Origin of the sequence: Anoxybacillus sp. CHMUD, from assembly GCF_013096965.1 — a bacterium.
GTDB classification, from domain to species: domain Bacteria; phylum Bacillota; class Bacilli; order Bacillales; family Anoxybacillaceae; genus Anoxybacillus; species Anoxybacillus kestanbolensis_A.
This window is the reverse complement of sequence record NZ_SDLG01000021.1, coordinates 1-14492: the sequence shown is the minus strand read 5'-3', so window position 1 is coordinate 14492 and position 14492 is coordinate 1. Positions and strand designations below refer to the sequence as shown.

Here is a 14492-nt window from a genome sequence, read left to right as displayed (position 1 = left end):
ATATTTTTATAAGGGAGGAAGGAAACGTGAAGAAGCTAACATCTGCTCAAGTTCGTCAAATGTTTTTAGACTTTTTTAAAGAAAAAGGTCACGCTGTTGAGCCGAGCGCATCGCTTATTCCGATTGACGATCCGTCATTGTTATGGATCAATAGCGGTGTCGCAACGTTAAAAAAATATTTTGATGGCCGCGTCATTCCAGACAATCCGCGCATTTGTAATGCGCAAAAATCAATTCGTACAAACGACATTGAAAACGTCGGAAAAACAGCGCGCCACCATACGTTTTTTGAAATGCTCGGAAACTTCTCGATCGGCGACTATTTTAAACGAGAAGCAATTCATTGGGCATGGGAGTTTTTAACGAGCGAAAAATGGATCGGTTTTGATCCGAACCGTCTTTCTGTGACAATTCATCCAGAAGATGAAGAAGCGTTTGACATTTGGCATAACGAAATTGGATTGCCAGAAGAACGCATTATTCGATTGGAAGGGAACTTCTGGGATATCGGGGAAGGTCCGAGCGGTCCGAACACAGAAATTTTCTACGACCGCGGGGAACAATTTGGCAACGACCCGAACGATCCAGAATTATATCCGGGTGGAGAAAACGAACGTTATTTAGAAGTATGGAACCTCGTCTTTTCGCAATTTAACCATAACCCTGACGGTACATATACACCGCTTCCTAAGAAAAACATTGATACGGGCATGGGATTAGAGCGGATGTGCTCGATTTTACAAGACGTTCCGACAAACTTTGATACCGATTTATTTATGCCAATCATTCGTGCAACTGAACAAATTTCAGGGGAAACATATCGCACGGATGCCGAAAAAGACGTAGCATTTAAAGTCATTGCCGACCATATTCGTACGGTCACGTTTGCGATTGGCGACGGGGCGCTGCCATCGAACGAAGGACGCGGTTATGTGTTGCGTCGTTTGTTGCGCCGTGCCGTTCGCTATGCGAAACAATTAAACATTCAACGTCCATTTATGTATGAGCTCGTTCCAGTGGTCGGTGAAATTATGGTCGACTATTATCCGGAAGTGAAAGAAAAAGCATCGTTCATTCAAAAAGTAATTAAAAATGAAGAAGAGCGCTTCCATGAAACGTTAAATGAAGGACTTGCAATTTTAGCAAGCGTCATCGAAAAAGAAAAACAACGTGGTAGCGATACAATTAGCGGCGAAGATGTATTCCGCTTGTACGACACATACGGCTTCCCTGTGGAATTAACGGAAGAGTATGCGGAAGAAGAAGGAATGAAAGTCGATCACGGCGGTTTTGAACGTGAAATGGAGCGCCAGCGCGAACGGGCACGTGCTGCACGTCAAGATGTTGATTCGATGCAAGTCCAAGGCGGCGTATTAGGCGACATTAAAGTAGAAAGCACGTTTGTCGGTTATGACCAGCTTTCTGTTTCTTCTGTTGTCGAAGTAATCGTAAAAGACGGACAACTTGTCAATGAGGTAAGCGAAGGACAAGAAGCGCAATTGATTTTACGTGAAACGCCGTTTTATGCAGAAAGCGGTGGACAAATTGCTGACCGCGGTTGGATTGAAGGAGAGACAGGAAAAGCGTACGTAAAAGACGTACAAAAAGCACCAAACGGTCAACATTTACATCACATCGTCGTCGAACAAGGGGTTATTCAAACAAACGGCACATATATCGCACATGTCGACGAAGCAGCGCGCGTCGATATTGTGAAAAACCATACAGCGACGCATTTGTTGCATCAAGCGTTAAAAGATGTGCTTGGTGTGCATGTGAACCAAGCTGGTTCGCTTGTTGCTCCTGATCGTTTACGCTTTGACTTTACGCATTTCGGTCAAGTAAAGCAAGAAGAGCTCGAGCAAATTGAAGCGATCGTTAACGAGCAAATTTGGCGCAATCTCCCTGTTGCGATTGAATATAAACCGCTTGATGAAGCAAAAGCGATGGGGGCGATGGCGCTATTTGGTGAAAAATATGGTGACATCGTGCGCGTCGTGCAAGTAGGCGATTACAGCCTAGAGCTTTGCGGTGGCTGCCATGTGAAAAATACAGCCGAAATCGGTTTGTTTAAAATTGTTTCTGAATCGGGCATTGGGGCAGGCACACGTCGGATTGAAGCAGTTACAGGAAAAGCTGCGTATCGTTTAATGAATGATCAAATTGCATTATTAAAAGAAGTAGCGGAAAAATTAAAAACGAATCCGAAAGATGTGTTAACGCGCATCGATACACTCATGAACGATATGCGCGAATTGCAACGTGAAAATGAATCGCTTGCTGCTCGTTTAAGCCATATGGAAGCAGAAAATTTAGTGAACCAAGTAAAAGAAGTAAACGGTGTTCCACTTGTCACAAGTAAAGTGAACAACGCCGATATGAACAGCTTACGTGCAATGGTCGACGATTTAAAACAAAAATTAGGTTCAGCGATCATTGTGCTTGCTTCTGTACAACAAAATAAAGTAAACTTAATTGCTGGTGTCACAAACGACTTAATCGACCGCGGTTATCACGCTGGAAAACTCATTAAAGAAGTGGCGACGCGTTGTGGCGGCGGCGGCGGTGGCCGAGCGGATATGGCACAAGCGGGCGGAAAAGATGCGAATAAAGTAGATGAGGCACTTAAATTTGTCGAACAGTGGGTAAAATCTGTTTAATAAACGGTGGAAATCGTGTACAATGGATGTAAGGATGGATATGCCAGATTTCGTGGAACGTGAGAGTGGGGTGCAAAAAAACGGTGAGTTCGTTTGATAACACAATGCAATTTAACTTCTCGGAAGAACCGATGGACGTCGATGTTCGGGAAGTATTGCTTGCCGTATACGACGCATTACAGGAAAAAGGGTATAACCCAATTAACCAAATTGTCGGTTACTTGTTGTCTGGTGATCCAGCTTACATCCCTCGTCATAAAGATGCCAGAAACATGATTCGCAAAGTCGATCGCGACGAATTAATTGAAGAATTAGTGAAATTCTATTTACGAACACATCGTGAGGAATAGACACATGCGCATTTTAGGATTAGACTTTGGAACGAAAACGCTCGGCGTTGCCGTAAGCGACGAGTTAGGATGGACGGCTCAAGGCGTCGAGACGATTCGTATCGATGAAGAAAACGGTGAATACGGCTTTGACCGTTTGCGCCAATTAATTGAAAAATATGCGGTCGAAGAAATTGTGATCGGGTTTCCGAAAAATATGAATGGTACAATTGGACCGCGCGGCGAGGCGACACAACGCTTTGCCGAACAAGTGAAACAAACGTTTTCACTTCCTGTCGTCTTGTGGGATGAAAGACTGTCCACCATGGCGGCAGAACGAATGTTAATCGCTGCGGACGTTAGTCGAAAAAAACGTAAAAAGGTGATCGACAAAATGGCTGCGGTGATGATTTTACAATCTTATTTGGACCATAAACAATTGAGGTGAACATGATGGAACACGGTGAAAAACACATTACAGTCGTTGACGAAGACGGCAACGAACAACTTTGCGAAGTACTATTTACATTTGAATCTGAAGAATTCGGAAAATCTTACGTTTTGTACTACCCAATCGGTGCAGAAGAAGATGACAACGAAGAAATTGAAATTCACGCATCTTCTTTTATCCCAGGAGAAGATGGGCAGGCAGGAGAATTGCAGCCGATCGAAACAGAAGAAGAATGGGATATGATCGAAGAAATGCTAAACACATTTCTCGGTGAAGAGGAAGAAGATGAAGAATAAGAGGTTGACTATGCGTCAGCTTCTTTTTTTATTTATGTCGTGTCGGTGTTTGTAGTATAATGTGAAAAGTGAGGGAGGATGACGTATGTTACAAGAACATGAAGCGAAGACGGTGCGAAAAATTGTCCTATACATTACAGCACCTTTGTTATTGTTGATAATTGCCGCATGCATTGGCTTGTTTGTATATATTCGTTCCGCATTGCAGCCTGTTGATCCGAACGACAAAACGCCGATTCATGTTGAAATTCCGATCGGTTCATCGGTGTATACGATTGCGAATGTATTAGAAAAAAACGGTGTGATTAAAAATGCGACCATTTTTCGCTACTACGTGAAATTTAAAAATCATGCTGACTTTCAAGCGGGCAATTACACATTTACAAAAGCGATGACGTTAGCACAAATTGCTGAGCAGCTAAAAACGGGAAAACTCGTGAAAGAAGCGAAGCTAAAAATAACGGTTCCAGAAGGAAAACAACTGACACAAATTGCGACGATCATTTCACAAAAAACAGGCTATTCGACCGAAGAGATTATGGCGAAACTAACAAATCGTTCATATATCGAGGAGTTAGTGGAAAAATATCCTTCTGTTTTGACATCCGACATTTTCAATAAAAACATTCGTTACGCATTAGAAGGATATTTATTCCCAGCGACATATTCGTTTACAGAAGAAAAACCTTCGCTTGAAGAAATGATTGAAACCATGGTTGCGAAAACGGAAGAAGTATTAGCAAAATATACAGAAGACATGGAAGCGCGTGGCTTGACCGTCCATCAATTGCTAACGATGGCGTCACTTATTGAAGAAGAAGCAACGGAAAAAGCGGATCGCGAAAAAATCGCAAGCGTGTTTTACAATCGATTAGAAAAAGGTATGCCATTACAAACAGACCCGACTGTTTTATATGCGCTCGGACAGCATAAATCACGTGTATACTATAAAGACTTAGAAGTAAACTCGCCTTACAATACGTATATGCATAAAGGACTTCCGCCAGGGCCGATTGCAAACGCAGGCGAAGCATCGATTCAAGCGGCTCTTCATCCTGCTGAAACAGACTACTTTTACTTTTTAGCCACGCCAGCGGGAGATGTCATTTTTACAAAAACACTTGACGAACATAATCGCGAAAAGGCAAAATATATCGGAAAGCAATAAAACGTTCGCTTTTTGTTTTGATTTATGGTAGTATATATAAAGTTATGGATCGTGATGAAACAAGAGTTCAATTCGTTTGAACTCTTGTTTTTGCGAGGAGGACAGTTCGTTGGTAAATGAGGAAATGATTCATTATTTAGAACGATTACTACCAAAAAAAGAAGAAGCGATCGTAGCGATGGAACAATATGCGCATGAACATCATGTGCCGATTATGGATGCGCTCGGCATCGAAACGATGTTGCACATTTTAAAACTTGTTCAACCGACGCGCATTTTAGAAATTGGCACCGCGATCGGATACTCCGCCATACGCATGGCAAAAGCGTTGCCAAATGCGCACATTGTTACGATTGAACGAGATGAAAAGCGCTATAAACAAGCGCTCGTTTATGCAGAACAAACGAATACAAAAGCACAAATGACGTTATTGTTTGGCGATGCGCTTCATATAAGCGATGAAGTAAAAAAACATGCTCCGTTCGATGTATTGTTTATTGACGCGGCAAAAGGACAATATCGCCGCTTTTTTGAGTTGTACGAGCCGCTATTAAGCGAGCGAGGAATTATTATAACGGATAACGTACTATTCAAAGGGCTTGTAGCAACAAACGAACCGATTGAACAAAAACGCATTCGTCAGCTTATCAAAAAAATTCAAGCATATAACGAATGGCTGATGGCGCATCCACGCTATGAGACAGTCATCATTCCGATCGGTGACGGAATGGCGATATCGAGAAAACGAGGTGAATAGAATGAAAAAACCAGAATTGCTTGTTACGCCAACGAGCGTGGCGCATATTGAACAACTCGCACAAGCAGGAGCGAATGCTGTCATCATTGGTGAACAACGGTACGGCTTGCGTTTAGCAGGTGAGTTTTCACGTCAAGATGTGATCGATGCGATGCAAGTCGCCCGAAAAAACGATGTACGTGTATATGTGGCAATGAACGCACTTTTTCATAATGACAAAGTTGATGAACTGAGCGACTATGTCCGCTTTTTAGCAGAGCAACAAGTCGATGCGATCGTGTTTGGCGACCCAGCTGTCTTAATGACAGTACGGGAAGTGGCACCGCATATGAAACTTCATTGGAATACAGAAACGACAGCGACAAACTGGTACGCTTGCAACTATTGGGGACGAAAAGGAGCAAAACGTGCCGTTCTTGCCCGCGAGTTGAATATGGAAGAAATCATTGATATTAAAAATCATGCGGAAGTGGAAATTGAAGTGCAAGTACATGGAATGACATGCATGTTCCAATCGAAACGTTCCCTCATCGGTAACTATTTCGAATATCAAGGCAAGTTTATGGAAATTCAACAAATGAAATACGCAAAAGGGCTCTTTTTGTACGACAAAGAACGCGACAACAAATATCCGATTTTCGAAGATGAAAACGGTACGCACATTATGAGCCCTAATGATATTTGCATTATTGATGAACTTGAAGACATGATTGACGCCAAAATCGATAGCTTTAAAATTGACGGCGTCCTTCATGAGCCAGAGTATATTACCGAAGTAACAAAACGATATCGCCGTGCTATTGATTTATGCGTAGAACATCGCGAACAATACGAAGAAGAAAAAGCAAAGTTGTTTGCAGAAATTGAAGCGATTCAGCCGACACATCGCCCGTTAGACACCGGCTTTTTCTTTAAAGAAACGGTATATTAAACGAAAAGGAGGGAGCCTTCATGAGCATATCACAAATTATCAATGGCAAGCGTGTCATTGTGAAAAAACCAGAGTTGCTTGCGCCCGCTGGCAACTTAGAAAAATTGAAAGTGGCTGTGCATTATGGAGCAGACGCGGTCTTTATCGGCGGACAAGAATACGGTCTTCGTTCTAATGCCGATAACTTTACGCTTGAAGAAATGGCGGAAGGTGTGCAATTTGCAAGCAAATACGGTGCGAAAATTTATGTGACGACAAACATTTACGCACATAACGAAAACATTCCAGGGCTAGAAGAGTACTTGCGTGGGTTAGAGCGCGTCGGCGTGCACGGTATTATTGTCGCTGATCCGCTCATTATTGAAACCGCACGTCGCGTTGCACCAAAGTTAGAGGTGCATTTAAGTACGCAACAGTCGCTCACGAACTGGAAAGCGGTGCAATTTTGGAAAGAAGAAGGGCTTGAACGGGTCGTTTTAGCACGCGAAACAAGCGCGGAAGAAATTCGCGAAATTAAAGAAAAAGTCGATATTGAAATCGAAACATTTATTCACGGTGCAATGTGTATTGCATATTCTGGTCGCTGTGTATTAAGCAACCATATGACTGCGCGTGATTCGAACCGCGGCGGCTGTTGTCAATCGTGCCGCTGGGATTACGATTTGTACAAGCTTGAAGGCGATCAAGCAGTCGCATTATTTGACAAAGAAGACGATCCGTTTGCGATGAGCCCGAAAGATTTAAACTTAATTCAATCGATTCCAAAAATGATTGAGCTCGGTATTGATAGTTTAAAAATCGAAGGACGCATGAAGTCCATTCACTACGTCGCAACGGTTGTAAGCGTGTATCGTAAAGTGATTGATGCATATTGTGCTGATCCTGACAATTTCGTCATTCGTAAAGAGTGGCTAGATGAGCTTGATAAATGTGCGAATCGTGACACCGCGCCAGCCTTTTTTGAAGGTGTTCCAGGCTATAAAGAGCAAATGTTTGGCGTTCATAGCAAAAAAACGACGTACGATTTCGTCGGACTTGTGCTTGACTATGACAAAGAAACGGGCATCGTGACGTTGCAACAACGCAACTTCTTTAAGCCGGGCGATGAAGTGGAATTTTTCGGACCTGAAATTGAAAACTTTACACAAGTCATTGAAACCATTTGGGATGAGGAAGGAAATGAGCTTGATGCTGCTCGTCATCCGCTCCAAATTGTTCGTTTTAAAGTCGATCGCGAAGTTTTCCCATACAACATGATGAGAAAGGGGCACTAACATGAGGAAGAAACCGGTTGTCATCGGGGTCGCTGGAGGCTCCGGTTCGGGGAAAACGACCGTTACGAAAGCGATTTATGAACATTTTCAAGGACATTCCATTTTAATGCTCGAACAAGATTTTTATTATAAAGATCAAAGCCACTTGCCGTTTGAAGAGCGCTTAAAAACGAATTACGACCATCCGCTTGCTTTTGACAATGATTTGCTTATTGAACATATTCATAAATTGTTGAATTATGAGCCGATTGATAAACCTGTATACGACTATACGCTTCATACGCGTTCAAACGACGTTATTCGCGTCGAGCCGAAAGATGTCATCATTTTAGAAGGTATTCTTGTATTAGAAGACGAACGATTGCGCAACTTAATGGATATTAAAGTGTACGTTGATACCGATGCTGACATTCGCATCATTCGTCGCCTATTGCGCGACATTAAAGAGCGCGGACGCACGCTTGAATCAGTCATCGAGCAATATGTAAACGTCGTGCGTCCAATGCACAATCAATTTATTGAACCGACGAAACGGTATGCCGACATTATCATCCCAGAAGGCGGTCATAATCACGTTGCTATCGATTTAATGGTTACAAAAATTCAAACGATTCTTGAACAAAATTCTATTTTGTAATACCATAGCATAGATAATATGTAAACTTTTTGTCTTGTGTACGAACTGCTCGTTCGTACATTTTCCATACATAAATAAAAAGGAGTGAATGACATGTCAATGGAAAAGGAATACCCAATGACGAAAGCGGGGAAGGAGAAGCTCGAGCAAGAACTTGAATATTTAAAAACGGTGAAACGAAAAGAAGTCGTTGAGCGCATTCAAATTGCGCGCAGCTTCGGGGATTTATCGGAAAACTCGGAGTACGATGCGGCAAAAGATGAGCAAGCGTTCGTGGAGTCACGCATTCAAATGCTTGAAAATATGATTCGCAATGCGAAAATTATCGAAGAAGATTTAGAAAAGACAGATACCGTATCGCTTGGAAGAACGGTAACATTTATTGAGCTTCCAGATGGAGAAGAGGAATCGTATACGATCGTCGGTAGTGCAGAAGCTGATCCGTTCGAAGGGAAAATTTCAAACGACTCCCCAATTGCCAAATCGCTTATCGGTCGTCGCGTTGGTGAAGAAGTAACCGTTCATACACCTGGCGGCGACATGGTTGTCAAAATCGTTGCAGTCAAATAGGTTTTAAAAGACAACACCTCGTCGACAATGAAGACGAGGTGTTTTTTATGGTAAAAAAACGAATGGTCATCATATTAATAATGATTCAACTAGCCATATTCGGTTTGATCGGTCGACTCGTTCAATTACAACTTGTGAGCACCGAGTCGTTTCACGGGATAAACTTAATTGAAGCGAGCGTCGCTCAGCGCACCGAACAGCTCGTGATCGACGATGGACGCGGCGTATTCGTTGACCGAAACGGCCAGCCGCTCACATATGAATACGTTCCAACGCTCGTTTTATTTCCATTCTTAAAGAAAATGGATTGGCCAATCGATCAAATTGCTGCGATCGTTTCCGTGTCCAAAGAAACAATTAAACGACAGCTAGAAGAGGCGAAAGGTCCGATCATTTTACATGATGGTCAACAGCCGATTCAACTACAACCGTGGCAAATGGAACGGATTAATGATTTGCGCATCCCAGGTGTGATTGCCGTTCATAAACAGTATGAACTCAAACAAAAATATGCGCAACATGTCATCGGTTTACTTGGAGAAAATGAAAAATTGCTGAAAGAACGGTACGGGGATAAAACATTATCACCACAAACAAAAATTGGTGTATCTGGGTTACAAAGTTCTTTTGATGAATTTCTCATTCCAGATGGGGAAACGAAACTATTGTATCATGTCGATGCGCGCGGTGAGCCGCTGTTCGGTATGGATGTGAAATATACAGAGCAGGCGAATCCGTTTTATCCAATTACGGTACAAACGACGATTGATCGTACTCTGCAACAACGTGTTGAGCAAATCGTTGCACAACATGGCATGGAAAAAGGGGCGGTCGTTTTGCTTGATGTCGAAACGAATGATGTTGTTGCGTTAGCGAGCGCTCCCGCCATTGATGAACGAGATCCGTACAAAGATGGAGCGATGGAAAATAAGGCGCTTCTTCCGCAAGTGCCGGGATCTGTTTTTAAAATTGTCGTTGCAGCCGCAGCGTTTGAAAACGGGCTTGTTCACGGACAGACGTTTAACTGTGATCGTAAAATTAACGGTGAGCAAGAAGAGAAAAAGAAAGGGATGCGCTCGTTTGAAGATAGCTTTGCGATTAGTTGCAATCGAACGTTTGGAGAGCTAGGAAAACAGCTCATTGCGATAGACGAAAATATGTTTGATGTATATGCTCGAAAGCTCGGTTTGCTTCCGCGCGTGGGTTGGGAAGGAGATGTATATCATTTTCAATCGTTTCGCCCGCTTCGTGAAGAGAAAAAAGGGAACATTTGGGGAGATGCACGGGATAAACATATTCCGCTTGCTATTGCTCAAACGTCAATCGGTCAAAAAGATGTACGCGTTTCACCGCTGGCGGTGGCGAATATGATGGCAACGATTGCTCGCGGTGGTGAGGCAAAACAAGTGCGCATCACTAAAAAAATGATGTATAAAAACGGAACGACATTTTTCACATTTGATGAGAAGCGGTTAACGATGGATTCATTGCAGAAAGAGACGATCGACAAACTACAAGAGCTATTACAACTCGTTGTGACGCATCCGGAAGGGACTGGGCGTTCGTTTCAATCATTGCCATATGCCGTGGCAGGAAAATCAGGAACAGCAGAAACAGGGAAAGGAGAACTCGTAAATAAATGGTTTGCGGGTTATTTCCCAGCTGATCGTCCAAAATACGCGCTCGTTGTGGTACAATTAGAAACAACGTCATCTGCCTCCGTCACGAATGCCATTTTTGCTGATATCGTTCGCGCAACATATGATTTGGAAGAGAAAGGAAGGTATGAAGAGTGAGCAGCCGTTTTGCGAAACGTTCAAAACAAAGAAAAGTAAACCGCATATTGAATACGTTAATTACCATTGTATTTGCGCTTATTTTATTTTTTGGATGGAAATGGTTGTTCGCCAACGACCGACCGACAAAAGAAACGAATGCTTCGCCACAACCGGTTGAAGTGGAGACAAATGAGCCGCCAAACGATGAGCAACCATCCGAAACGGAAACAGAAACAAATGAGCAACAATCGAACGACAACGTTGAAGAAACGGTTGTCGATGATCCAAACTCAAACGTGATTCGTGAGATCGTCAATCCGACATGGCAGCCGATCGGCACGACCCAATCTGAGCCACATGTGACACAATACGATAAAAACTCGGTCGATTGGAAAGAGATGCTCGATGCTATTAGTTATGCGACAGGCATTTCTTCGTCCGATCTTATCGTCTGGTTTATCGGAAATGGCGGCAGCCCGAATCACGCCGTTGCTACCGTTTCCAAAAAAGATAAAACAGAACATTATAAAGTGTTTATCGAATGGGTGACAAATGAAGGGTGGAAGCCAACAAAAGTACAGCAATTAAAAGAAATAGAGCGCCGTCCGTGACGCTCTATTTTTTTGCTTTGAAATGCACCATGGCACTATAAAGACGTTGCCCGTTTTCGAGCAGTTGCATTTGATAGGAAACATGATGTACTTCAAGCATAATCGCTTTGTTATGTTCAATTTGGTCGTTAATTTTTTTCTCTAACGTCGCTAAGTCTGTCGCTTCGAAAAATTCTACTTTATCTTGAATGAGATCAAACGTAATCATCGTCTTCCTCCTCTCTACACGTAGTTTAACACATTTCCATTGAACATCGACAAAAAATGTGATAGATTGAGAACAGTAATACGTTTAATTCATACTATACTTATAGGAATTATTACTTTTAAATGGAGTGTGACATCATGGGACGTGAGTTTTTAGACATCTTTGAAACGTGGGCACAGTCGTACGATTCGTCAGTATACGGGCACGATGAGCAATATCGTGACGTATTTGACGGATATGAGACGATTTTAAATACAGTTGTTGAAAAAAGCGGCAACGTCGTGTTAGAGTTCGGCGTTGGCACAGGAAATTTAACAAAAAAACTAATTGAGGCGAATAAAACCGTATATGGCGTTGAACCGTCTGCACCGATGCGTGAGCTCGCCAAAGAAAAACTCGGTCATGTGACGATTGAAGACGGAGACTTTTTACAGTTTCCTTTGCCAAATGAACCGATCGATACGATCGTGAGCACATATGCTTTTCACCATTTAACAGATCAAGAAAAAGAAGAAGCGATCGGCAAATATAGCACACTTCTTCGTAAAGGTGGTAAAATAGTGTTTGCGGATACAGCGTTTATTGACCGCGAAGCGTACGAGGCGATGATTGCAGAAGCGAAACAAAAAGGATTTGTCGATTTAGCGGAAGACTTACAGCGCGAATATTACACGACAATTCCTGCCTTAGAGCATATGTTTACAACGCACGGTTTTACCGTCACATTTACGCCAATGAATCGTTTCGTCTGGTTGATGGAAGCTGTCAAACAATAAGTGAAAGAGGTTGAAACGATGAACATAGCAATCATTGGAGCGATGGAAGAAGAAGTAGCCATTTTACGAGAAAAAATAGCGAACCGAACAGAAACAACGGTAGCAAATTGTTCTTTCTATAGCGGCACGTTAGACGGAGCGAACGTCGTCTTATTAAAATCAGGCATTGGAAAAGTAAACGCAGCGATGTCAACAACGATTTTGTTAGAGCGGTTTGCGCCAGATGTCGTTATTAATACAGGTTCGGCCGGCGGTTTTGCGCCGTCGCTAAACGTTGGCGATATCGTCATTTCAACCGAAGTTGTTCATCATGATGTAGATGTGACGGCATTCGGCTATACGTACGGACAAGTGCCGGGCATGCCGGCGCGCTACGCCGCAGATGAGCGGTTAGTGCAAGCGGCTGAAACGAGCGCGGCGCACATTCGCGACATTCAAGTGGCAAAAGGATTAATTGCGACAGGCGATTCCTTTATGCACGATCCAGCGCGCGTCGATTTTGTACGCAAGCAATTCCCTGACTTATACGCAGTTGAAATGGAAGCTGCTGCGATTGCGCAAGTATGTCATCAATTTAACGTCCCGTTTGTCGTCATTCGCGCATTATCAGACATCGCAGGTAAAGAGTCGAACGTATCGTTTGAACAATTTTTACAAAAAGCAGCTCTTCACTCATCTGAACTTGTGCAATTAATGGTGAATGAATTAAATAAATAGGGAGAGGCATCCTCTCCTTCTTTTCATCTTTTGGGAGGTCACAACATGAAAGTAGCGAAAAACGTGCATGAATTAATCGGCCGTACGCCAATCGTTGAAATTACGCAATTTCCGCTGCCAAAGGGGGTACGCATATTTGCGAAATTGGAATATTTTAACCCAGGCGGAAGCGTCAAAGATCGTCTCGGCCAAGAATTGTTAAACGATGCGCTAGCGACAGGCAAGTTAAAAGAAGGTGGAACGATTATCGAGCCGACGGCAGGCAATACAGGGATCGGTCTTGCGCTTGCGGCGATCGGAAAAAACATTCGCGTCATTTTTTGCGTCCCCGAAAAGTTCAGCATCGAAAAACAACAACTCATGCGCGCGCTTGGCGCAACAGTAATCAACACCCCAACGAGCGAAGGGATGGAAGGAGCGATTCGTAAAGCGAAAGAGTTGGCGGCTGAAATTCCAAACTCCTACTGCCCACAGCAGTTCGCTAATCCAGCGAACCCACGCACGTATTATAAAACGCTCGGTCCAGAAATTTGGGAGCAACTGGACGGACATATTGACGTATTTGTCGCCGGTGCAGGAACAGGCGGTACATTTATGGGAACGGCGCAATTTTTAAAAGAAAAAAATGCGCGTGTGAAAACGGTCATCGTAGAACCAGAAGGCTCGATTTTAAACGGTGGAAAACCAGGCCCGCACCGAACGGAAGGCATCGGTATGGAGTTTTTACCGACGTATATGGATCCGAGCTATTTTGATGCGATTCATACTATACTTGATGATGATGCGTTTCGGCGCGTGAAAGAGTTGGCGCAAAAGGAAGGCTTGCTTGTTGGTAGCTCGTCTGGTGCGGCGTTTCATGCAGCGTTATTAGAGGCGGAACAGGCGAAAGAAGGAACGAACATTGTCGTCGTATTTCCAGATAGTAGCGAACGGTATTTAAGTAAAAACATTTACGGGGGAAGCGCAAGAAAGCCCCTGCCTTTAGACAAGGGGATGAATTGCGTATTTTTTTGATAAATTTATTAGATGTGTTTATTTTATCTATTGTTTATGGTATATTTAGTATAGAGGTGATTGTTTTTGGAAAACGAAAAATACACCCATAAAAAAGGGATTGTTTATCTCAATCAATATCATATTGTGTTTTGTCCAAAATACCGTAGAAAAGTGTTAGTTGGAGATATTGAACGAGATTTAAAAAAAATTTTTGAAGAAGTTGCCAAAGAACATGATGTACAAATCAAAGCAATGGAAATTATGCCTGATCATGTTCATTTGTTCATTTCTTTTGACCCTCGTCAACATTTGCACAAAATTATACAAGCGTTT

At 42.9% G+C, this 14492-nt stretch carries 17 protein-coding genes; 16 read left to right on the top strand and 1 reads right to left on the bottom strand.

From position 1 onward, the window contains the following. Positions 1-26 precede the first annotated feature (26 nt). The 12 genes from alaS (at position 27) to ETB99_RS12005 (ending at position 11462) form a co-directional block, all read left to right on the top strand. The gene (gene alaS, locus ETB99_RS12060; RefSeq protein WP_171700712.1) at positions 27-2660 is read left to right on the top strand and encodes an alanine--tRNA ligase; all 2634 of its coding nucleotides are present in this window, start codon (positions 27-29) and stop codon (positions 2658-2660) included. Positions 2661-2743: 83 nt separating this feature from the next. Next, positions 2744-3010: an IreB family regulatory phosphoprotein gene (locus tag ETB99_RS12055; protein ID WP_035020016.1), complete on the top strand. Its 267-nt coding sequence runs from the start codon at positions 2744-2746 to the stop codon at positions 3008-3010. Between the two features lie 4 nt (positions 3011-3014). Beyond that, complete coding sequence (ruvX, locus tag ETB99_RS12050; protein ID WP_171700711.1) at positions 3015-3437, top strand: Holliday junction resolvase RuvX; 423 nt, start codon at positions 3015-3017, stop codon at positions 3435-3437. A 5-nt stretch (positions 3438-3442) separates the two neighbouring features. Then, positions 3443-3736 (top strand): DUF1292 domain-containing protein, encoded by a 294-nt coding sequence (locus ETB99_RS12045; protein ID WP_004889318.1) that lies wholly within the window; start codon positions 3443-3445, stop codon positions 3734-3736. Between the two features lie 85 nt (positions 3737-3821). Then, on the top strand, positions 3822-4904 hold the full coding sequence (gene mltG, locus ETB99_RS12040) for an endolytic transglycosylase MltG (protein ID WP_171700710.1): 1083 nt from the start codon (positions 3822-3824) through the stop codon (positions 4902-4904). Between the two features lie 109 nt (positions 4905-5013). Continuing rightward, positions 5014-5661, top strand: coding sequence for an O-methyltransferase (locus tag ETB99_RS12035; RefSeq protein ID WP_041638056.1), 648 nt, complete (start codon positions 5014-5016; stop codon positions 5659-5661). Position 5662: 1 nt separating this feature from the next. Then, a complete protein-coding gene (locus ETB99_RS12030; RefSeq protein ID WP_171700709.1) occupies positions 5663-6592 on the top strand; it encodes a peptidase U32 family protein in 930 nt (309 codons plus the stop codon). Positions 6593-6612: 20 nt separating this feature from the next. After that, the gene (locus ETB99_RS12025; RefSeq protein WP_171700708.1) at positions 6613-7866 is read left to right on the top strand and encodes a peptidase U32 family protein; all 1254 of its coding nucleotides are present in this window, start codon (positions 6613-6615) and stop codon (positions 7864-7866) included. A 1-nt stretch (position 7867) separates the two neighbouring features. After that, positions 7868-8503 (top strand): uridine kinase, encoded by a 636-nt coding sequence (gene udk, locus ETB99_RS12020; protein WP_077428918.1) that lies wholly within the window; start codon positions 7868-7870, stop codon positions 8501-8503. Between the two features lie 93 nt (positions 8504-8596). Continuing rightward, on the top strand, positions 8597-9073 hold the full coding sequence (gene greA / locus ETB99_RS12015) for a transcription elongation factor GreA (protein WP_004889325.1): 477 nt from the start codon (positions 8597-8599) through the stop codon (positions 9071-9073). Between the two features lie 47 nt (positions 9074-9120). Next, on the top strand, positions 9121-10869 hold the full coding sequence (locus ETB99_RS12010) for a peptidoglycan D,D-transpeptidase FtsI family protein (protein WP_171700707.1): 1749 nt from the start codon (positions 9121-9123) through the stop codon (positions 10867-10869). Continuing rightward, positions 10866-11462: a YrrS family protein gene (locus ETB99_RS12005; protein WP_077428916.1), complete on the top strand. Its 597-nt coding sequence runs from the start codon at positions 10866-10868 to the stop codon at positions 11460-11462. The genes ETB99_RS12010 and ETB99_RS12005 overlap by 4 nt, the downstream gene beginning before the upstream one ends. Positions 11463-11466: 4 nt before the next feature. Here the strand turns inward: ETB99_RS12005 and ETB99_RS12000 are convergent, their stop codons facing one another. Next, on the bottom strand, positions 11467-11670 hold the full coding sequence (locus ETB99_RS12000; protein ID WP_035018511.1) for a DUF2536 family protein: 204 nt from the start codon (positions 11668-11670) through the stop codon (positions 11467-11469). A 137-nt stretch (positions 11671-11807) separates the two neighbouring features. On the opposite strand from ETB99_RS12000, the gene ETB99_RS11995 reads away from it, so the two are divergent. The 4 genes from ETB99_RS11995 to tnpA all read left to right on the top strand — a co-directional run. After that, positions 11808-12446, top strand: a complete 639-nt coding sequence (locus ETB99_RS11995) for a class I SAM-dependent methyltransferase (RefSeq protein ID WP_171700706.1) — start codon at positions 11808-11810, stop codon at positions 12444-12446. 18 nt (positions 12447-12464) lie between these two features. Further along, entirely contained in the window at positions 12465-13163 is a 699-nt protein-coding gene (gene mtnN, locus ETB99_RS11990; RefSeq protein ID WP_171700705.1) for a 5'-methylthioadenosine/S-adenosylhomocysteine nucleosidase, read from the top strand. A 45-nt stretch (positions 13164-13208) separates the two neighbouring features. Then, positions 13209-14177: a PLP-dependent cysteine synthase family protein gene (locus ETB99_RS11985; protein ID WP_171700704.1), complete on the top strand. Its 969-nt coding sequence runs from the start codon at positions 13209-13211 to the stop codon at positions 14175-14177. A 66-nt stretch (positions 14178-14243) separates the two neighbouring features. After that, a partial coding sequence (tnpA, locus tag ETB99_RS11980) for an IS200/IS605 family transposase (protein WP_171700703.1) occupies positions 14244-14492 on the top strand: 249 nt, incomplete at its 3' end.

What these genes read in the sequence shown, in the direction of transcription:
- ETB99_RS12025 (WP_171700708.1), top strand. Translation starts at nt 6,613, where the DNA reads ATGAGCATATCACAAATTATCAATGGCAAGCGTGTCATTGTGAAAAAA.
- ETB99_RS11985 (WP_171700704.1), top strand. Translation starts at nt 13,209, where the DNA reads ATGAAAGTAGCGAAAAACGTGCATGAATTAATCGGCCGTACGCCAATC.
- ETB99_RS12030 (WP_171700709.1), top strand. Translation starts at nt 5,663, where the DNA reads ATGAAAAAACCAGAATTGCTTGTTACGCCAACGAGCGTGGCGCATATT.
- mtnN (WP_171700705.1), top strand. Translation starts at nt 12,465, where the DNA reads ATGAACATAGCAATCATTGGAGCGATGGAAGAAGAAGTAGCCATTTTA.
- ruvX (WP_171700711.1), top strand. Translation starts at nt 3,015, where the DNA reads ATGCGCATTTTAGGATTAGACTTTGGAACGAAAACGCTCGGCGTTGCC.
- ETB99_RS12010 (WP_171700707.1), top strand. Translation starts at nt 9,121, where the DNA reads ATGGTAAAAAAACGAATGGTCATCATATTAATAATGATTCAACTAGCC.
- ETB99_RS12000 (WP_035018511.1), bottom strand. Translation starts at nt 11,670, where the DNA reads ATGATTACGTTTGATCTCATTCAAGATAAAGTAGAATTTTTCGAAGCG.
- greA (WP_004889325.1), top strand. Translation starts at nt 8,597, where the DNA reads ATGTCAATGGAAAAGGAATACCCAATGACGAAAGCGGGGAAGGAGAAG.
- ETB99_RS12045 (WP_004889318.1), top strand. Translation starts at nt 3,443, where the DNA reads ATGGAACACGGTGAAAAACACATTACAGTCGTTGACGAAGACGGCAAC.
- ETB99_RS11995 (WP_171700706.1), top strand. Translation starts at nt 11,808, where the DNA reads ATGGGACGTGAGTTTTTAGACATCTTTGAAACGTGGGCACAGTCGTAC.
- mltG (WP_171700710.1), top strand. Translation starts at nt 3,822, where the DNA reads ATGTTACAAGAACATGAAGCGAAGACGGTGCGAAAAATTGTCCTATAC.
- udk (WP_077428918.1), top strand. Translation starts at nt 7,868, where the DNA reads ATGAGGAAGAAACCGGTTGTCATCGGGGTCGCTGGAGGCTCCGGTTCG.